Below are 18,255 nucleotides of genomic sequence, written 5' to 3'. Positions count from 1 at the left end.
GTTTTCACGGAATGGAATAACCGACTAGCCCCATTGCCAATTTCCTATGGCGATTTCTATAAAATGCAAGTACAATGGGCATAGGAAGATTGTGGAGGGGAATGAATTGCACATCCATTTAAATCATCTGCTTTCACAAAACAGAAACTTACATATATTGTATCAGTACTCGGATGAAGAGGAGTACAAGCGCCAATCTTTGACTTACATTGCGGAAGGAATTGCAGCCGGAGAGCAGATCATTTTCATTGAAAATGAACGATTCACGTCCCTGCTGCAACGAGAGCTGCGTAGCCGTTTGTCAAAAGAAGAACTGGATGCGATCCACTTCATCAATAGCCTATATTTTTATCAATCAAGCGGAAGCTACAAACCGTCCGCTATCAAACAATACTACATGGAGATTGTTTGCCCGTATCTTCATAACGATATCCTTTTCAGATCATGGGCACATGTGGAATGGTCCAGCGTAGGAGAGCCCTATCACTTGATTCCGGGATTGTGAAAGCTACTGCGAAGAAGTCGTCAACCAATATGCCTTCCCTCATGTTTGCGCGTACAGCAAAAACAGAATTCCCGCTAGCCTGGCCAAGGTGCTGCTAAAAACCCATTCCTACCAATTAACGGAGAACGAGCTGGCCGTCTATACTCCCAATCTCGACTAAGGTATCCGGTATTCGAACAATCGAGCGCCGGTTACTTTAGCTCTCCCGCATTCTCTCGGCACGATCCCAACTCACCTGCAATCACTTCCCTATTAAACCGTTTCGTTTCCAAATCAGCCAATCGTACCGGAACGGGCAGCCGACTCACAAAAACAGGCGACCGAAAGGATTCCACTCTTTCAGTCGCCTGTTTTCCATTCGTTGTTCTTCTCACTGTCCGTTTCGGAAACGGGCCGCTCCGCCCCTCCCAACGGACCTTCGCGGGTTCAACCCGTTCCCCTACAACACTTTGCTCAAAAACGCCTTCGTCCTTTCATGTTTCGGATTGGCGAATAGTCCTTCCGGTTCCCCTTCCTCGATCAACAGCCCTTCATCCATGAACAGGACCCGGTCGCCCATCTCCCGTGCGAATCCCATCTCATGAGTCACAACGACCATCGTCATCCCTTCATAGGCAAGCTCTTTCATGACATCCAACACCTCTTTTACCATTTCAGGATCAAGCGCTGAAGTCGGTTCATCAAAAAGCATCACTTTCGGCTTCATGGCTAGAGCTCTTGCGATTGCAACCCTTTGCATCTGGCCCCCCGACAACTGCTCGGGATAAGCGTCCGCCTTGTTCGCCAAGCCCACTTTCGTCAGCAATTGCATGGCGAGTTCCTTTGCGTCCTTCTCGCCCATCTTCCTCACTTTGATGGGCGCGACCATTATATTATCGATCACGGTCATATGCGGAAACAGATTGAACTGTTGGAAGACCATTCCGACTTCCCGCCGCAACGCATTGATGTCCGTCGATGGATCATTGACTTGCACGCCTTCAATCCACACTTCGCCACCCGAAATGTCCTCCAGCAAATTTAGGCAGCGCAAAAATGTGCTCTTCCCGGACCCGCTCGGCCCGATGACGCAAATCACTTCTTTTTCTTTGATTTCAAAATCGATTCCGCGCAGCACTTCCAAGTCGCCGAAGGACTTCCTCAATCCTTTAATCGATATCATTCGCAGCACCCGCTTTCAAACGTTTCCGTGAAGACGGGACATAGCTATTGCTAAATCGCTTTTCCACGTATTCGATAAGTTTCCCGCAAATAAACGTCAAGATCAAATAGAGAATTGCGACGGTCAAATAGGGCTCCCAGAACCTCGCGTACGCTCCCGCGACCACTTTTCCCGCATATAACAAGTCGCTGGCGGCAATGACAGTCACAAGGGAAGAATCTTTCAACAAGGCGATCAATTCATTGCCAAGCGGCGGAATCATCCTCCGGAACGCCTGCGGCAAAATAACGATCCGCATGGCAGTGTTCTGCGTCATCCCAAGTGACCTCGCCGCTTCCATCTGCCCTTTTTCGATGGATTGGATTCCCGCCCGGATGATTTCCGCATTGTATGCAGCGCTGTTCAACATGAGCGCGAGCGCTCCTGAAAAGAAAAAGCCCAAGGAATGGCCGACCACCGTCGGAATCAAGGCAGTATGAATCAGGAGCAATTGGACGAGCAAGGGAGTCCCCCTGAAAAAATCGACATAAAACTTCGACGGATAATAGAGCCATTTACGCTTTGACAATTTCCCCATGCCAACGAAAAGTCCGAGGAGGAAGCCGCCGACATACCCGACCGCGGTCAGTCCCAATGTGACCAAAATCCCTCTGAAAAAAAGTTCTCGATACTCCCAGATGGCTCCCATCATATCCAGAGAAGTCATCGGCCATCACCTCCATGGCGTGTATGGACAGGATGGAATTTATTCCACATCAAATCCAGTGATTTCTTTCAATTTGCCATTCTCTTTAATTGTTTTGATTCCTTCGTTCAACAGATCTAGAACTTCCTGGTTCCCTTTTTTGACCATCAACCCGTAATATTCTTTCTCGAAGCTGTCATCTTCCACCGTTTTCAATTTCACTTTCGGGTTGTTCTTCTGATAATCGATGATCACCGCATTATCCCCGACTGCCGAATCCGCGTTGCCGTTGATCATTTCCGTGATGGCGAGGGGCATCGTTTCGGCCGCCAGGATTTTCGAGCTTGTTTTCCCGAGAAGTCCTTGGACGACCATATGTCCTGTCGTATTGATTTGAACAGCGACCCTCTTATCCTTCAAGTCTTCGAATGATTCTACATCGGACCCTTCCGGCACGAGGATCAATTGGTTCGCGATGAAATATGGATCGGAGAAATCGAAGTTTTTCTTCCTGTCGTCTGTGATGGTGATGGAAGAGACGGCAAAATCGACTTCCGAATTATCGACGGCCGGGAATAAGGGATCCCATCCATAATTTTTGTACTCAACTTCGAATCCGGCTGCTTCCGCGATGGCGTTGACGACGTCGATATCGATGCCGACAATGTTCCCTTTCGAATCCATGTACTCCATCGGGGCATAAGTCGCATCCGTTCCGACTATCAATCTCTTCTTGCTATCGGTTTCGGCCTCGCTCGTCGGCGAGCCTTCCGTACTAGTGGACTCGTTCCCTCCGGAAGAACCGCTCGTACTATTTGAACTGTTCCCATCCGATGTACCACCCGTGCCGCAACCGACCAAGAGGATCGATAGGAGAATAAATGCCACTCCTGTTATAAAGCCTCTGAATACTTTGCTCATGTGAACTCCCCCAACTATTTTTTTAGAAACATATCACCTTATGAAAATTGTATAAGAAAGCGCTTTCTTTATCAACTGAATATTTGGTCTAATTGAAAATCAAAAATATTGCAACACCCGGTAATGATTGTCGCCGAGGTAAAGTTACTTTCTTCTTACTTCGCCACGTCGGATCTTTTGCCCTTTGGAGGCCCCAAAAGAGGATGCCGTGTTATGAAAGCGCCAAAGGAAGGACATGCTTTTAATTACATAAACAAGAAGGAGAAAGATGCCAAACAAACAACAGGGTTTATCACGCAAGGATTTTCTAAAGACGACGGGGATTGCGACCGGTGCCGCCCGATACGCCGGCCCGGGGATCGGAATTCAACAAAGCGTACATCCATAACCGATACTGACATCGCCCCCTACCAATCGACGTAAAATACAGGCGGCACGACAACGGGAGCAAGCCCCGATGATAGTGTCATCAACCATTACTTGCAGCACTGGGATGCGGAAGGAATTGTAAAATGTAGTAAAAATGGCGGTTCACTTGTCTAATTGAAAGGAGAGATGCAACATGAGTTTAGCAAGCATAGGCGTACCAGGTCTGATCATCATCCTAGTCATCATCCTCATTTTATTCGGGCCACGAAAATTGCCGGAGGTCGGTTCGGCAGTCGGCAAGACGTTGGCGGAATTCAAAAAGTCGGCCCGTGAAGTGATGGAAGATGACGAAGGGAAAGATGAAAAGCAGAAGAATACGGACCAGTTGTGAGGCGCCGCAATGGATCCATATAGCGAACATCGAAATATGCGCAGTCCTCTCGATCCGAAGCCAGTGAGTTCCATCGTCGACCGTCCGCCTGCCGAAAGCGTCCCGGAGACGGATAAGGAAAACGAGGAAGTGGTGCAGCCGGCACTTGTCGAGCATTTGAACGATTTGCGAAAACAGCTCCTTAAGAGCATCCTCACGTTCTTGGCATTCTTCCTGTTCATCTTCCTGACGATCAATAAATGGTTCCCTTTCGTCACGAGGGGCCATGAATTGATAGTGCTCGGTCCAATGGAGGTCGTGACGTTTTATACGTCCATATCGGCAGCCTTGGCATTCGGATTGGCATTGCCGTTTCTCTGTCATTACCTATGGCAATTCGTAAAACCGGGCCTGACGGAGAAAGAGAGCCAATTCCTGAGCCTTTATTCGCCCGTGATGTTTTTACTTTTCGCAGTCGGCCTTGCTTTCGGATACTTTGTCGTCAACCCGTTAAGCTATCATTTTTTAGTATCGTTAGGAGCGGTGAATTTCACTGTGATGGTGTCTGCACAGGAATATGCCAAGTTTCTGCTCATGACGACATTGCCGATCGGTCTATTGTTCGAACTGCCGATCGTCGCCATGTTCCTGTCTGCTATCGGTCTATTGACATCGGCGACGTTGAAAAAGGTCCGGAGATGGTCCTATGTTGTTTTAGCCATCCTGTCCGCCCTCTTGACACCGCCCGATTTCATCAGTCAATTACTCGTACTCATCCCGATGATTGGCCTATACGAAGCGAGCGTGCTCATCGTCGTGTACAAAGAAAAGAAGAATGTCGCGGTGAATTAAGGGGCAGACACCTGGTTATGTTTTTCCGATCTAACTGTAACGGATAAGAGCGCAGGGCCAATAAACAAAAGAAACGCAGCACTCCGGAAAAAGGAGGCTGCGTTCTTTTTATATACAATAGTTCAAACGTTTTCCGTGCCCGCTGGTACTCCATCTGCATCCGGCTCGCCGAGAACGCCTTCCGTCTGGGCGACGACGACCGCACATGCAGCATCGCCTGTAATGTTGACGGCAGTGCGGACCATGTCGAGCAGGCGGTCGACCCCAAGGACAAGTGCGATCCCCTCAACCGGCAGATTGACAGACGTCAACACCATTGCCAGCATAATCAGGCCTGCACCCGGTACAGCAGCCGTTCCAATGCTGGCCAACACGGCAGTCAGGACGACCGTCAACAGCTGTCCTATCGACAGGTCAATCCCGTAAGCCTGCGCAATGAACACAACCGCTGCTCCCTGCATAATCGCTGTGCCATCCATATTGATCGTTGCACCAAGCGATTGTGTGAACGAGCTGATGGACTCGGGCACCTTCAGCCTCTCCTGTGCCGTTTTCATCGAAATCGGTAGCGTCGCGGCAGAGCTGGCTGTACTGAATGCGACAACCTGTGCCGGAAAGAAGTTCTTAAAGAACCAGACCGGATTCCGCTTGCCAAGCAGCGCAACCGAACCGCCGTAGACGAGGATTGAGTGAATGAGAAGTCCTCCAAGAACTACGCTCATGTACATTCCCATCGCTCTGAGTGCGTCGAAACCCTGACTGCCGACAGCAGAAGCAATCAGCCCAAATGCCCCATATGGTGCGAACTTCATGACAAAGGTGATCAGGTACATGATTAAGTCATTCCCCTGCTCGAACAACTCCGTGACCCTCTCAACCTTCTTGCCGAGCATGGCAATCCCGAAACCGAGCAGTGCCGCAAAGAAGATGATCTGCAACATGTTTCCTTCCGCCATGGAGGTGATCGGGTTCGTCGGGATGATTCCTAACAGCGTATCGGTAACCGGCGGAGCTTCAGTTGCTTCATAATTCGCTGTAGATGTCTCGAAGTCACCTGCTGCTCCCGGCTTCATCAAAAGGGCCAGAGTGAGGGCGATCACAATTGCCACGGCAGTCGTAATGAGGAAGTATCCGATTGTCTTCCCACCGATTCGCCCCAGCTTTTTTGGATCACCGATTCCAACTGTTCCCAATACAATTGAAATGAAAACGACCGGGACAACAAGCATTTTCATGAGGTTCAGGAAAATGGTGCCCAGCGGCTTGAATAAAAAGGCATCCAACTTGGTGAACGCGTCGGGAGTAAAGAGATTCAGGACAAGACCGATGACAACCCCTGCAATGAGCGCAATGATGATATTCCTTGCCAGCTTCATGAAATCCCCTCCTTATTAAATTTTATTCATGTAATTACAACAATATGAAAGCGCTTACTCAATACTAGCAATTTGCTCGTGAAATTGTCAATCTATCCATCTTCCAAAACTGAGCTTTTTCGACAAAAAAGGATGCCCGTCCAACAAACGATTGTGTTTGTTGGACAGGCATCACACCTATTTACGGAGCTAGTATGTTGATCGTCGTAATGATGATTGGTGCACCGAACACGACATCCATCAGGAACCCACCGACAATCGGCACGACGAGGAAAGCTGTACGGGACGGGCCAAACTTGTTGACAGTCGCCCCCATGTTGGCCATCGCATTTGGCGTGGCGCCGAGTCCGTGTCCTAAAAATCCGGAAATCATCACGGCAGCGTCGTAATCCTTGCCGAGCGCCCGGAACATCACAAAGACGGCAAACAGCACGATAAACAGGACTTGGACGGCAATAATGCCGATGAGCGGAAGTGCCAGTCCTGCCAATTCCCAGAGCTTGATGCTCATCAATGCCATGGAAAGGAAGATGGAAAGGGAAACACTGCCGATCAGGTCGATCTCTTTCATGTTAACTGTTCCCGGAAGGAAACGGTCCATCAGGTTACGAACAATAACTGCGACGAACATCGCTCCAATATACGCAGGGAGCACAAAACCGGTCGCTTGCGTGAACAAATCGCCGAGGAACGTCCCGCCTGCCATCGAAACTGTGATCAGTGCAACCTGGATCATGAACGAGCGCTCTTGGATTGGCTTTTCATCTTGTTCTTCATATTCTTCGACTTTTCCTCCCGCCGGCTTCAGATCATATTTGTTGATCAAATGCCGTGCAATTGGACCGCCGGAAAGACTACCGGAAATCAAACCGAGAGTGGCGGCAGCCATACCGATCGTTACGGCGGATGTAATGCCCAGTTCCTCAATTGTCTGTCCGTAGGCGGCAGCGCCGCCGTGCCCGCCACTCATCGTTACAGCACCACTCATAACTCCGAGCAGTGGCTCAATTTTGAATACTTGGGCGAGCGAGACACCGATGAAGTTTTGCATGAAGATGGTGACCCCACACAACAGCAAATAGATGATCAGAAGCTTGCCGCCCAATTTGATCAGCTTGAAGCTGGCCCCAAGCCCAACCGTCGTAAAGAATGCAACCATGAACAGCGATTGCAGGGACGTATCGAGAGCGATTTCCGCAACACCTGTCGATTGCAGGATCAAAGCCAGAATGGCAAAGATCAGACCACCGACAACCGGCGCCGGGATCAGAAACCGATCCAGAATACCGATTCGGTTGACGAGTGCCATTCCGAGCAAGTACAGCGCTACCGCCAAGAACAACGTTGTGATCTGGTTGATTTCAATCATTTTCATTCACCTTCCCAAAAAAATCATGACGGCTTCGGAACCACTGCGGACCGAGCCGTTCTAACTGGATGTATTGTAACTGTGCCAGCCTTGATCCGTGTTTTCAAGGTACGCACATTCCGCGATTGCGCAGACAGCGTTTTCATCATGCCCCGACGCGAAACGAACATTGGATATTTCGTCGATGCGGAGGATTCAAAGATCCTGCAATGGAACAATGCCGTATCGCTTTTTGATTCAAACAGTCTGCCTTTCCACTAATGCAACATGTTAAAGTATAGACTTTGGCGGATTCTTTTGCAATAGTTCCACCCAAACGCGTACTATTCATAAAAGTGCATCCCTTGAATGAATTCAATCAATCCGAATAGAGGGAAAACCAACTTCCCTTCATTCGGATTGATCCATCCCTCTCCTTCTTTGATTCCCTGAAACCGCCCGCCGTACCCTATGCCGTTCGGACCATTTCCTGTGGCCTCTTTCCCATCAAAAAGACTTAGCGGTCAGTGCATGCTAACTTTCCGGGTGAGCCGTTTTGACTTGTTCAAAAGCGTTCACAAAATAAAAACGATCGCCTAACGCCTTCACATTAAGCGATCTGTAATAGCAGGTGATAATGATGAAATAACCCTCTCCATTAATCCTGATAAGTATCTTACATCTATAAAAAGGAATCGGACAATCCTACATCCGATTCCTAATTTTTTAAACTTAAACGGAAGTCGCCCCTTGTCCACCATCAATACGGTAATAAGATCCTGAGATGAAGGATGCTTTATCAGAGGCTAAGAACGTGATTAAATCTGCAATTTCAGAAGCCTCGGCGTAACGGTTCATTGGAACGGTTGCTGCGAATGCCGCTTTCGCTTCTTCCTCCTGGCCAGGCATCGCATTTGTTTCGATCGAGCGCATCATTTGTGTATCGACACCGGAAGGACAAACTGCAACGGAACGAATTCCATTTTCCGCACCTTCCAATGCGGCCGTTTTATTCAAGGCGATCACTGCATGTTTAGAAGCTACGTACGCACTCATCCCAGGCGCGCCAAGCAACCCGCCGTTGGATGCTAAGTTTACAATCGACCCTTGTTTTTGTTCGTTCATCACTTTCATGACATATTTCAAACCTAGGAATACGCCGACCACGTTAACATTTAACACGTTATGAAAATTTTCGACAGTTTGATCCACAATATTTGCAAAATGACCGTTAATGCCGGCATTATTTACAAATGAATCGATTCTTCCAAACTTTGCAACCGTATCATCGACATATTTTTTTACTTCATCTTCTTTTGTCACGTTTGCGGTCAATAGCAAAGCATCTTCGATTCCTGCTTCTTTTACCGCTTTTTCTAATGCCTCTCGATTGAGGTCAACTAATGATAATTTAGCGCCTTGTTCCGCAAAAGCTTTGGCAGTAGCAATACCGATGCCACCAGCAGCCCCCGTAATTAAGACAACCTTGTCTGTAAAGCTTCCCATTCTAAATCTCTCCTTTAGTTATGATATTATTTCGCAAAAGTAATGCGATTAACTATATTATATCTCTCCGAAAAGATGTTCTCTAATGAAAAGCCTTGAATTCAAGTTAATGTTTAATGAAATGAGTGCAAAAAACCATTTTGCTCTTTCTCAAAAAACCAATTGCCTCAATCACTTCAAATAAAACAAGCCGCCACTAATAATTTCCACGTAGATCTTCGCTTCGTATTGCTCCTCAATCGCTTGCTTTTCCATTTCATAGCACTCGGGCCTGTCTTCAATCCCTTCATAAAAGTATTCGAGCACCCGTAAGTCCTTTTTTCGCCTGGCTCGTGCCTCTTCCGTCCACTTGTGGTCATCTTCCTGGATGAGCTGATCGATTAGTTCATCCAACCGATCCAAGGCGCGCATCGGTTTGATGATATACGGCAGATGGAAAGTGTTTGCCGGTATGGCCGGCTCCAGATTCCGTTCACTGAGACTTTCCTGGAAGCCGCTCAAGATGGCGCCGGTCATTAGGTTCATGCCGAGCGAATAAAGCATCTCTTTCGTCCGGTCGCTGGAATAAGTGATTTTATAATTCACGGCGAGCCACGGGGTCAAGATGACTTGTTTGCCGGAATCGCTCACCGCCCGTTCGTACATTTGGACGAAGGACCCCCGCTCCCTTGTCACTTGGAACAGCTGGTTGAGCCGGGGGGACCCATAATGCACCGCTTCCCCGGCCAAGTTTTCGGTGAGCCGGTTCTTATCCGTGATCAATGTCAGTTGTGCTGGATTGGGCTGGCCGCCTGTGCTTTCCACATAGCTCCAGTAAAAAGGCCGGTTCATAATTCGTTTGTCCATCTCTACCGTCAATTGGACACGGAGGAGATGTTCGCTTTCCTGCACAATCGGGCAATTGTTCTCTTTGAAAAACTGCCGCACATACTGATGAATCTGTTGCGGATACATGCATATTCTCCTCTCATTTAGATGGACATTCGATACTCCGACAAAATATCATCCAACTCCCCCACCACTTGCTCAAAGACGTCAATTTTCCCTTGAAGCAGTTCCAGGATGGAGTCTTCGATCGTATCGCGGATGGCCAAATTGTAAATATGGACATCTTCCGTCTGCCCGAGCCGGTGGACCCGCCCGATCCGCTGCTCCAATTTCATCGGGTTCCATGGCAGGTCATAGTTGATGACATGATGACAGAATTGGAGGTTGATCCCCTCACTGCCGGATTCCGTCGCAATGAGCACTTGGGCTTGATCCCGGAAAAGTTGCTTCATCCATTCCCGCTTGCTTTTGTTGAATTTTCCGTTGAATAAAACGCTAGTGATGCCTTTTGAGTGTAAATAGGCTTGCAAAAAGGCCTGACTCGCCCGATATTCGGTAAAAATGATGACCTTATCCTGTGCCTGTTCAATGATTTCATATGCTTTTTCCGCTTTTGAATTGATTCGGAGCTCCCTCAGATTTCGAAGAATACTATCCACGGCCGCGAGCTCTTCCGGTTTACCGCATTTCTCGCGTACTTTTTCCAGTGTTAGATAAGCTGCTTCCTTACTGGAGCATAATTCCCGTTGAAGCGTCAGTAGTGTGAAAGCATCCGAAAAGAGCGTAGAAATTTGTTTCAGTTCCAAAATCGACTGGTAGATCTCCTTTTCCTCTGCACTGAACTCGATCGGCATAATTTGGACGCGTCGGTTCGTCCATTCAATCCTGGTATCCTGTCTTGAATTCCGCACCATTACTTGATGAATCAATTCTTTCAAAAAGTCATCTTCGTCCACATGGTGCTTGCCCGCGGAAAAGACGCTTTGGAATGTCTCGAAATTGCCCAAATGACCGGGTTTAAGAAGAGAGATGAGGTTGAACAGTTCAAACACATCATTCTGAATCGGCGTCGCAGTTAACAGCAAACAGAACTTCTTCTTAAGATTTTGTACAAACTCATAGTTTTTCGTTTTATGGTTTTTCAATTTATGGGCTTCGTCTATAATAATCAGATCAAAATCCTGCTTATAGATATTTTCCTTATGAGGACTTCGTTTGGCCATATCGATACTGACGACGACGATATTACATTGGCTTAAATCGTATTTTTTATGGAAAGGCATGGCCGGGATATGAAATTTTTGATTCAGTTCGGTAATCCATTGATTCATCAAAGAAGCCGGAGTCAGGATGAGCGCTTTCTTTACAAGGCCTCTGATCAAATACTCTTTTAAAATCAGTCCCGCTTCAATTGTTTTCCCGAGACCAACCTCGTCCGCCAAGATGGCTTTGCCGTTCATCCGTTCAATGACCGTTTCCGCCGCCTCCAATTGATGGGCAAAAGGTTTCAATCCCGGTAAATACTTAGGACATTGCAGTCCGTGGAAATTCGTGATCAACTTTGCTTTTTCCACTTCATAACTCATGTTATACAACGTCCAATTATCCCATTCTTTTCGACTTTCCAATCGTTCTTGAAAACCATCTTTCCATTCGGAGGACCTTTCAATTTGCATGGACATCCCCTCATCCGATATTTTCTTTCTTGTTAGAATGTCCAAGTAGGAAGTTTCTATGTATTTTAGTAGCCGATACCTAAATGTTTATTTGAATGCGAGGCACCTTCGCGCCCACTTTTGCAACCTTCTCCCCTCAAAACCGTCCAATGCTTATGGTATGATAAGTAGATGTGAGGTGAGGGTGATGACGATCCGATACCCGAATGGGAAGAAGTATGTGCGGCCGGCCGAGCAGCTGGGAAGCCCGAAAAAGTTGGATATGTCTTATAGTAACCGGGGCAAGTCATTGGAAGATGAGCTGAATGACTCGAATGCCTATTACTTGAGCCAAGGCATCGCAGTCATCCATAAGAAGCCGATTCCGATCCAAGTCGTCAATGTCCACTACCCTGCCCGGAGTGCCGCCGTCATTACGGAAGCGTATTTCCGGACTCCGTCGACGACCGATTTCAACGGTGTCTGGCGCGGACGTTATCTCGATTTCGAGGCGAAGGAGACGAAAAGTGCCACGTCCTTTCCACTGCAAAATATCCATGCCCACCAAGTGGACCATATGAAACAAGTGACGGAACAGGGCGGCATCGCGTTTCTCGTCGTGAAATTTACGACGCTTGACCGTTATTTCATCCTACCGTATGATAGTCTCGAAGAAAAATGGGAGCGCATGAAAGCAGGCGGCCGGAAATCGATTACGCTTGCGGAATTCGAAGACGCGGCCTACGAAATCATGCCTCGCTTCCAACCCGTGCTAGACTACTTGCCGGGACTTCATTTATTATTTCCACAAATCGGTGAACCAATCGAAAGGCAGGAAAACCTATGAGTGATCAAATACATTCACGTGCCGCCCGCCGGAAGCAAATGGAAGCGGAGCGGACAAAGAAAAAAGGAAAAAAGCCACAGAAGAAGAAAGGCTTGATCAAAAAAACCTTTCTCGCCATCATCGCCGTTGGAATGGCCCTTTTCCTTTTCGGGGTCGGCTTGTTCGCTTATTACGCGAGCACGGCGCCAAAACTGGATGAAGCTTTGCTGAAAGACCCGTTGACTTCCGAGTTTTTGGACAAGGATGGCAATGTGTTCATGAAATTTGGAGCGCAGCGACGTGAGTATGTGCCGTATGATGAAATTCCGAAAATGATGGAAGATGCGATTCTGGCGACCGAGGACGTCCGGTTTTATTCCCACCACGGGATGGACTTTTGGCGGCTCGGCGGCGCGGTATTGGCCAACTTCCGGAGCGGTTTCGGTTCCCAAGGGGCCAGTACGCTCACCCAGCAGGTTATCAAGAACTCCTTCCTCTCCGATGAAAAGACATTGAAGCGGAAAGCGCAAGAAGCTTGGCTCGCCTTCCAGCTGGAACGGAAATATAGTAAAGAAGAAATTTTTGAAATGTATTTCAATAAAGTGCTCATGTCTGGCCGCGTACACGGTTTCGGAACGGGAGCGGATTATTTCTTCGGCAAGGAACTCGATGAGTTGGAATTGCCGGAAATCGCGATGCTGGCAGGGATGCCGCAATATCCGAACGGTTACAATCCGTATAAAAATCCGGAACGGACCGAAAAACGACGCAATATCGTGCTAGGCCTCATGGTGCAGCATAAGAAGATCACGCAAGCGGAAGCCGATGAAGCGAAAGCGGTTCCGGTCGCTTCTCTCATATTGCCGGAAGATCAGCGCCCGACGACTGATTCCAAATATCCGGCCTATGTCGATGTCGTCCTCGATGAATTGGAAGAGGCGGGCATGGTGGATATCCTGTCGGAGGGAGTCAAAATCCAGACAAACTTGGATCCGGCCGCACAGGAAGCGGTTGAGAGTGCCATCAATAATCCGAACTGGTACGAATCCGAAGAAATGGAAGCCGGCATGACTGTCGTAGATACGAAAACGGGTGCCATTGTGGCGATCGGTGGTGGGCGGGACTATGCCGGCCGGGACCTGAACTTCGCGACCGACCAGAAACGTCAACCCGGGTCATCCATCAAACCGATACTATCCTATGGTCCGGCGATTGAAAACTTCAGCTGGTCGACCGGGCAAATTACGAATGACGATCCGTACAACTACCGTGGCACGAACCAGCCGATCCGCAACGTGGACGGACGCTACCAAGGGGCCATCACGATCCGCGAAGCGCTGTACCGCTCTCGAAACGTGCCCGCTGTCAAGATCTTTGAAGAAGTCGGCCCTTCCAAAGCGGCCGATTTCGCAAAAGACCTAGGCCTGCCGGTCGATAAATTGAACTCTTCCAATGCCCTCGGCGGCGGAGAAATCCAATTTTCGACTACGCAGATGGCCGGTGCTTACGCCGCGTTCGGCAACGGCGGGGTCTATACGAAGCCGCATGCGGTGAAGGAAGTCATTTTCAGGGACGGCACACCACGGAATCTGACGCCGAAACCTCAAGTTGTCATGAAAGACTCTACCGCCTATATGGTGACCGATATTTTACGGGACGTCATGACGGAAGGGACCGGGAAAACGGCGAATGTCAGCGGGCTGGACGATGCCGGGAAAACCGGAACGACCAACTACTCGGCGGAAACTGTCCAAAAGCACGGCATACCAAATGGAGCCGTGCCGGATTCCTGGTTTGCGGGATACACGACCGACTATACGATTGCGGTCTGGGGCGGATATAAAGACTATACGACCCCGATTACGACGTACAACCCGGGACGGTTAGTACCGCAAAATCTGTTCCGGACGGTCATGGGTGAAATTTCCGCCGGGAAAAACACGGCTTCCTTCAAACGCCCCGGCTCTGTAGAGGAAGCGAATATCGTATATGGTTCGAACCCGCTCGTCTTGGCCAGCGCCTCGACGCCAGCCAATTTGCAGCGGACGGAACTATTCGTCCGAGGCACTCTCCCGGAACAGCAAGCGCGGGAAGAAGAAACAGTGGAATTGGAAGCTCCGAACAATTTGAATGCCAATTATGATCCGAATACGGGCACGATTACGCTTCAATGGGGCCATAATCCGCCAGATCCGGCGGTCGCTGAAGGCCCAATCGAATTCGAAGTGTATGTCGGCGTCGATGGCGGCGAACTGCAATTGATGACGACGACATTTGATTATTCCGTAACGTTCAATTCCGCGGAAATGGGACGCACCTACTCGTTCTCAGTTGTGGCAAAAGCCGGGGAACTGACAAGTGATCCGGCCTCCACGAGCCTGCAAATCGAGGAATTTGCAGAAGAAGAGCCGGAGGAGGAGCAACCGGAAGAGAATCCGGACGAGGAGGAAAACCCGGACGACGGATGGAACGACGGAAATGGCAATCCGAACGGCAATGGATGGAACCAAGGGAACCAAGGAAATCAAGGCAACCAAGGCAATCCTGGGAATCAGAATAACCAGGGTAATCCAGGAAACCAAGGGAACCCAGGGAATCGGGGGAATGGCGGAAACCAGGGCAATGGTAACCAAGGCGGCAATCCAAATGCCCCAACGGATCCAAACAACCCAGACAACGAGACCCCGACCCCTGTTGACGGAACGGAAACCACCCCATAATTGAAAAAACCGGGCAAACAGTCGATTCTTGACTGCTTGCCCGGTTTTATATTTGTACTGTACTTTATTCAATCATTTTAACCTTACTGCCAGCCGCGCTGCCTTCTTCTTCATTTCCCCGAACAAGGCGTCCAGTTGTACATACGCATAGTGACTGGTGAGTTTCGCCTTCACAAATTCCAGGCGTTCGTCCCCATTCAATGGGGATAAACGATACACTTCCCGCCCGCTCCGCACATCGGTCTCCACACCGCCCAGTTCGAGCAGCCGTTCATACATTTCCACCGCATCCCGCATCTTCTCCGCGGCTCGTTTGTCCTTCTGTGCATACAATGCCTCGATCGTCTCCCGCTTCGTTTCCCAATCCGTAAAATACGGGGAAAGGGCCTCCTTGTCGAACCGCTTCCCGTCAATCGGCACGTTCTTTCATCCTCTTCTTCCCTTCCCGGCAAAGCGGCAGCAGCGGGCATTCCGGACAGTTGGGATTTTGCGCCTTGCAGTGGTAGCGCCCAAAGAAAATGATCCGATGATGCGTATCGGTCCATTGCTCCCGCGGCGTCCAGCGCATGATCTTCTCCTCGACGGCGAGCGGGGAGTCCTTCCAACGGTTCATGCCGAGCCGTTTCGCCACCCGCTCCACATGCGTATCGACCGCCATCGCAGGAATCCCGAATGCGTTCGAGACGACGACATTCGCTGTCTTGCGCCCCACGCCCGGGAATGTCATGAGCACATCCCGGTTCGGCGGCACGATGCCTCCGTATTCGTCAATGAGCAATTGGCTGAGCGCCCGGATGTTTTTCGCCTTGTTGCGATAGAGGCCGATCGAACGGATATCGTTTTCCAGCTCCGCCGTCTCGACTGCCAAATAATCCTCCGGCGTCTTATATTTTTTGAATAAATCCGCCGTCACCCGGTTCACCAGCACATCCGTGCATTGGGCGGATAACAGCGTAGCGATGAGCAACTCAAACGGATTCGCATGCACCAGCTCGCAATGCGCCTCCGGAAACATTTCCCTGAATTGCTCCAGGCAATATCCCCATTGCTTTTTCGTCAACATCTATATCTACTCCCGTTCTTCCAACCAATTGTAAAAAGGTACGCGCTTGACTTGGATTTGCTGTTGAAACTGCGGAGTCCGTGTCCCGCTCACCGTACGGAACGATTTCGTCTGCCGTTCGACATCCGCCAAAGTTTTGACATTCTTCTTTTTCCATTCGAATAAAATCCGGTCAATATACCGCAGACTCAATTTCTGGGCAAGGACCGCTTCCTTCAACGCCGCCCGGATGATTTCCACGGAATGGCCGTCTTCATCGAGCCACATCGTGATCGACTCGCATTCCATGGGCGACAACAGCCGTCCGAATTCCTGCTCGAACAACGTGAAGATCTCGCCCTCCTCCTCTTTCTTCTGCTCCTCCGCCGTATCGCATGCACTCAGCAGTACATGATCGACCAGGCGATTCCAAAGAGGCTGCAAAGTGAACGTTTCAATCAGGACACCGTCCACGTCCTTGCCCTGCTCGATTTGAAGAAACCCGTTCTGCATAAGCCGCTGCAAAATTTGCGAAACCTCATTTTCCGTCAACTCCATCCGGTCCGAAAAATCGGCAGGGGTCGGAAATCGATTGCCCTCCATGTGAAATGAAGTCATCTGTAAAACGAGCATCGCGTCCAGGTCTTTGATCCCCAAGCTTTTATAATGGTGAAAAAAAAGCTGAGAAACTTGTACATTCCCCTGCTCAATCCAAATCCGGAGCCGTTCTTCGTGCTGCATGTCCGAACTCCTCTCTATTTTCTATGTATCCATCGCGCCACGGCGTGAGGTGATTTGTACTCAACTCATCGTCTATCGGGGTGGATGGAGATAAACAGGCAGGGGTACGCGATATCTCGCAGCACCCCTGCATCCGAAGATATTTTAAGATTTCCAGTTCTCTTCCACAAACGCATGGATGCGGCGGACCGCCTCTTCCAGCAGGTCGATCGATGTTGCGTAGGACAAGCGGATGGTCGTCGGGGAACCGAATCCGGATCCCGGAATGACGGCCACATTCGCTTTTTCCAGCAACGCTTTCGCAAAGTCGTCGACGTTGGCAAAGCCTGTCTTTTCCACTGCTTCCGAAACTTCCGGGAGCAAGTAGAAAGCGCCTTGCGGTTTGATCACTTTAAAGCCCGGAATGGCCGACAGCTTCGGCATGATTTGATTCAACCGGGATTCGAATGCTTGTCGCATCGTTTCGACTGCATCTTGCGGACCGTTGTAGGCTTCCAACGTCGCATATTGGGAGGTTGTCGTCGGATTGGATGTCGAGTGGCTCGCGAGGTCCGTCATAGCGCTCACCACTGTTGCGTCACCCGCGATATAGCCGATCCGCCAGCCCGTCATGGAGTGTGATTTGGAGACGCCGTTGATGATCAACGTCCGCTGTTTTGCATCATCCGATAATTGGGCGATGGACACATGCTTCGCGCCGCCATATACTAATTTCTCGTAAATCTCGTCCGAGATGATCCATACGTCTTTCTCTTGGCACACTTTCGCAATTTCTTGCAGTTCATCTTCTGCATAGATCATCCCTGTCGGATTGCCCGGTGAATTGATGACGACCGCTTTCGTTTTCTCCGTGATGGCCTTGCGGATCTGATCGGCCGTCACTTTGAATTGTGACTCGGCCGTCGCTTCCACGTAAACCGGCTTGCCGCCCGCAAGCTTCACCTGTTCCGGATAGCTGACCCAATACGGGGTTGGAATGATCACTTCATCGCCCGGATCGAGGATGACTTGGAATAATGTATAAAGGACATGTTTCGCGCCGATTCCGATCATGATTTCCTTGCGAGCGTAATCGAGCCCTTGATCTTTCTTCAGTTTTGCGATGATGGCATCCTTCAACGCCGGGAGCCCGCCTGAAGGCGTATATTTCGTTTTCCCTTCTTTCATCGATCGGTAGGCCGCTTCAATGATGTTGTCCGGCGTATTATAATCCGGTTCCCCTGCGCCCAGCCCGATGACATCGATTCCCGACTCTTTCATCTCTTTAGCTTTCGCCGTGATGGCCAGCGTCGTCGAAGGTGAAAGCGTATTTACTCTGGATGCCAATGTTTTTGTCATTTTCTTTCGCT

17 protein-coding genes are annotated in these 18,255 nt (G+C 49.5%); 5 read left to right on the top strand and 12 right to left on the bottom strand.

Going from position 1 to position 18,255, the window contains the following annotated elements; all coding sequences use genetic code 11:
• Positions 1 to 106: 106 nt before the first annotated feature.
• Positions 107 to 505, top strand: a complete 399-nt coding sequence (locus OXB_RS12050) for an MEDS domain-containing protein (protein ID WP_052484005.1) — start codon at positions 107 to 109, stop codon at positions 503 to 505.
• A gap of 439 nt (positions 506 to 944) precedes the next feature.
• Here the strand turns inward: OXB_RS12050 and OXB_RS12045 are convergent, their stop codons facing one another.
• The 3 genes from OXB_RS12045 to OXB_RS12035 are packed head-to-tail and all read right to left on the bottom strand — an operon-like array spanning position 945 to position 3,273.
• The gene (locus OXB_RS12045) at positions 945 to 1,667 is read right to left on the bottom strand and encodes an amino acid ABC transporter ATP-binding protein (RefSeq protein WP_041074570.1); all 723 of its coding nucleotides are present in this window, start codon (positions 1,665 to 1,667) and stop codon (positions 945 to 947) included.
• Positions 1,654 to 2,373: an amino acid ABC transporter permease gene (locus OXB_RS12040; RefSeq protein WP_041074568.1), complete on the bottom strand. Its 720-nt coding sequence runs from the start codon at positions 2,371 to 2,373 to the stop codon at positions 1,654 to 1,656. The genes OXB_RS12045 and OXB_RS12040 overlap by 14 nt, the downstream gene beginning before the upstream one ends.
• A gap of 39 nt (positions 2,374 to 2,412) precedes the next feature.
• Positions 2,413 to 3,273 carry a basic amino acid ABC transporter substrate-binding protein gene (locus OXB_RS12035; RefSeq protein WP_041074566.1) on the bottom strand — a complete coding sequence of 287 codons (861 nt, stop codon included), beginning with the start codon at positions 3,271 to 3,273 and terminating at the stop codon, positions 2,413 to 2,415.
• 562 nt (positions 3,274 to 3,835) lie between these two features.
• On the opposite strand from OXB_RS12035, the gene tatA reads away from it, so the two are divergent.
• Both tatA and tatC read left to right on the top strand, forming a co-directional pair.
• Entirely contained in the window at positions 3,836 to 4,033 is a 198-nt protein-coding gene (gene tatA / locus OXB_RS12025; protein WP_041074563.1) for a twin-arginine translocase TatA/TatE family subunit, read from the top strand.
• Between the two features lie 9 nt (positions 4,034 to 4,042).
• Entirely contained in the window at positions 4,043 to 4,864 is an 822-nt protein-coding gene (gene tatC / locus OXB_RS12020) for a twin-arginine translocase subunit TatC (RefSeq protein WP_041074561.1), read from the top strand.
• Between the two features lie 122 nt (positions 4,865 to 4,986).
• Here tatC and OXB_RS12015 read toward each other — a convergent pair whose 3' ends face one another.
• The 5 genes from OXB_RS12015 to OXB_RS11990 form a co-directional block, all read right to left on the bottom strand.
• On the bottom strand, positions 4,987 to 6,240 hold the full coding sequence (locus OXB_RS12015; RefSeq protein WP_041074559.1) for a dicarboxylate/amino acid:cation symporter: 1,254 nt from the start codon (positions 6,238 to 6,240) through the stop codon (positions 4,987 to 4,989).
• Positions 6,241 to 6,421: 181 nt separating this feature from the next.
• A complete protein-coding gene (gltS, locus tag OXB_RS12010) occupies positions 6,422 to 7,609 on the bottom strand; it encodes a sodium/glutamate symporter (RefSeq protein WP_041074558.1) in 1,188 nt (395 codons plus the stop codon).
• A 711-nt stretch (positions 7,610 to 8,320) separates the two neighbouring features.
• Positions 8,321 to 9,094: an SDR family NAD(P)-dependent oxidoreductase gene (locus OXB_RS12000; RefSeq protein WP_041074556.1), complete on the bottom strand. Its 774-nt coding sequence runs from the start codon at positions 9,092 to 9,094 to the stop codon at positions 8,321 to 8,323.
• A gap of 171 nt (positions 9,095 to 9,265) precedes the next feature.
• Positions 9,266 to 10,048 (bottom strand): YqhG family protein, encoded by a 783-nt coding sequence (locus tag OXB_RS11995; protein WP_041074555.1) that lies wholly within the window; start codon positions 10,046 to 10,048, stop codon positions 9,266 to 9,268.
• Between the two features lie 17 nt (positions 10,049 to 10,065).
• Positions 10,066 to 11,604, bottom strand: a complete 1,539-nt coding sequence (locus OXB_RS11990) for an SNF2-related protein (RefSeq protein WP_041074554.1) — start codon at positions 11,602 to 11,604, stop codon at positions 10,066 to 10,068.
• Positions 11,605 to 11,785: 181 nt separating this feature from the next.
• Between OXB_RS11990 and recU the strand changes: the two genes are divergently transcribed.
• Positions 11,786 to 12,424 (top strand): Holliday junction resolvase RecU, encoded by a 639-nt coding sequence (recU, locus tag OXB_RS11985; protein WP_052484004.1) that lies wholly within the window; start codon positions 11,786 to 11,788, stop codon positions 12,422 to 12,424.
• Positions 12,421 to 15,123: a PBP1A family penicillin-binding protein gene (locus OXB_RS11980; protein WP_052484003.1), complete on the top strand. Its 2,703-nt coding sequence runs from the start codon at positions 12,421 to 12,423 to the stop codon at positions 15,121 to 15,123. The genes recU and OXB_RS11980 overlap by 4 nt, the downstream gene beginning before the upstream one ends.
• A 72-nt stretch (positions 15,124 to 15,195) precedes the next feature.
• Here OXB_RS11980 and OXB_RS18000 read toward each other — a convergent pair whose 3' ends face one another.
• From OXB_RS18000 to OXB_RS11960, 4 genes are all read right to left on the bottom strand, one after another.
• Complete coding sequence (locus tag OXB_RS18000; RefSeq protein ID WP_052484002.1) at positions 15,196 to 15,543, bottom strand: YpoC family protein; 348 nt, start codon at positions 15,541 to 15,543, stop codon at positions 15,196 to 15,198.
• The gene (nth, locus tag OXB_RS11970) at positions 15,533 to 16,186 is read right to left on the bottom strand and encodes an endonuclease III (protein ID WP_041074553.1); all 654 of its coding nucleotides are present in this window, start codon (positions 16,184 to 16,186) and stop codon (positions 15,533 to 15,535) included. The genes OXB_RS18000 and nth overlap by 11 nt, the downstream gene beginning before the upstream one ends.
• Positions 16,187 to 16,192: 6 nt before the next feature.
• Positions 16,193 to 16,906 (bottom strand): DnaD domain-containing protein, encoded by a 714-nt coding sequence (locus OXB_RS11965; RefSeq protein ID WP_041074552.1) that lies wholly within the window; start codon positions 16,904 to 16,906, stop codon positions 16,193 to 16,195.
• A 144-nt stretch (positions 16,907 to 17,050) separates the two neighbouring features.
• Entirely contained in the window at positions 17,051 to 18,244 is a 1,194-nt protein-coding gene (locus OXB_RS11960; protein ID WP_041074551.1) for a pyridoxal phosphate-dependent aminotransferase, read from the bottom strand.
• Positions 18,245 to 18,255 lie beyond the last annotated feature (11 nt).

The organism is Bacillus sp. OxB-1 (assembly GCF_000829195.1).
Lineage (GTDB): Bacteria > Bacillota > Bacilli > Bacillales_A > Planococcaceae > Sporosarcina.
The sequence above is the reverse complement of the archived record's forward strand: the minus strand, read 5'-3'. Positions and strand labels throughout refer to the sequence as shown.

What these genes read in the sequence shown, in the direction of transcription:
- OXB_RS11980 (WP_052484003.1), top strand. Translation starts at nt 12,421, where the DNA reads ATGAGTGATCAAATACATTCACGTGCCGCCCGCCGGAAGCAAATGGAA.
- OXB_RS12015 (WP_041074559.1), bottom strand. Translation starts at nt 6,240, where the DNA reads ATGAAGCTGGCAAGGAATATCATCATTGCGCTCATTGCAGGGGTTGTC.
- OXB_RS12000 (WP_041074556.1), bottom strand. Translation starts at nt 9,094, where the DNA reads ATGGGAAGCTTTACAGACAAGGTTGTCTTAATTACGGGGGCTGCTGGT.
- OXB_RS11960 (WP_041074551.1), bottom strand. Translation starts at nt 18,244, where the DNA reads ATGACAAAAACATTGGCATCCAGAGTAAATACGCTTTCACCTTCGACG.
- OXB_RS11990 (WP_041074554.1), bottom strand. Translation starts at nt 11,604, where the DNA reads ATGTCCATGCAAATTGAAAGGTCCTCCGAATGGAAAGATGGTTTTCAA.
- tatA (WP_041074563.1), top strand. Translation starts at nt 3,836, where the DNA reads ATGAGTTTAGCAAGCATAGGCGTACCAGGTCTGATCATCATCCTAGTC.
- OXB_RS11965 (WP_041074552.1), bottom strand. Translation starts at nt 16,906, where the DNA reads ATGCAGCACGAAGAACGGCTCCGGATTTGGATTGAGCAGGGGAATGTA.
- recU (WP_052484004.1), top strand. Translation starts at nt 11,786, where the DNA reads ATGACGATCCGATACCCGAATGGGAAGAAGTATGTGCGGCCGGCCGAG.
- nth (WP_041074553.1), bottom strand. Translation starts at nt 16,186, where the DNA reads ATGTTGACGAAAAAGCAATGGGGATATTGCCTGGAGCAATTCAGGGAA.
- OXB_RS11995 (WP_041074555.1), bottom strand. Translation starts at nt 10,048, where the DNA reads ATGTATCCGCAACAGATTCATCAGTATGTGCGGCAGTTTTTCAAAGAG.
- OXB_RS12035 (WP_041074566.1), bottom strand. Translation starts at nt 3,273, where the DNA reads ATGAGCAAAGTATTCAGAGGCTTTATAACAGGAGTGGCATTTATTCTC.
- OXB_RS12045 (WP_041074570.1), bottom strand. Translation starts at nt 1,667, where the DNA reads ATGATATCGATTAAAGGATTGAGGAAGTCCTTCGGCGACTTGGAAGTG.
- tatC (WP_041074561.1), top strand. Translation starts at nt 4,043, where the DNA reads ATGGATCCATATAGCGAACATCGAAATATGCGCAGTCCTCTCGATCCG.
- gltS (WP_041074558.1), bottom strand. Translation starts at nt 7,609, where the DNA reads ATGATTGAAATCAACCAGATCACAACGTTGTTCTTGGCGGTAGCGCTG.
- OXB_RS12040 (WP_041074568.1), bottom strand. Translation starts at nt 2,373, where the DNA reads ATGACTTCTCTGGATATGATGGGAGCCATCTGGGAGTATCGAGAACTT.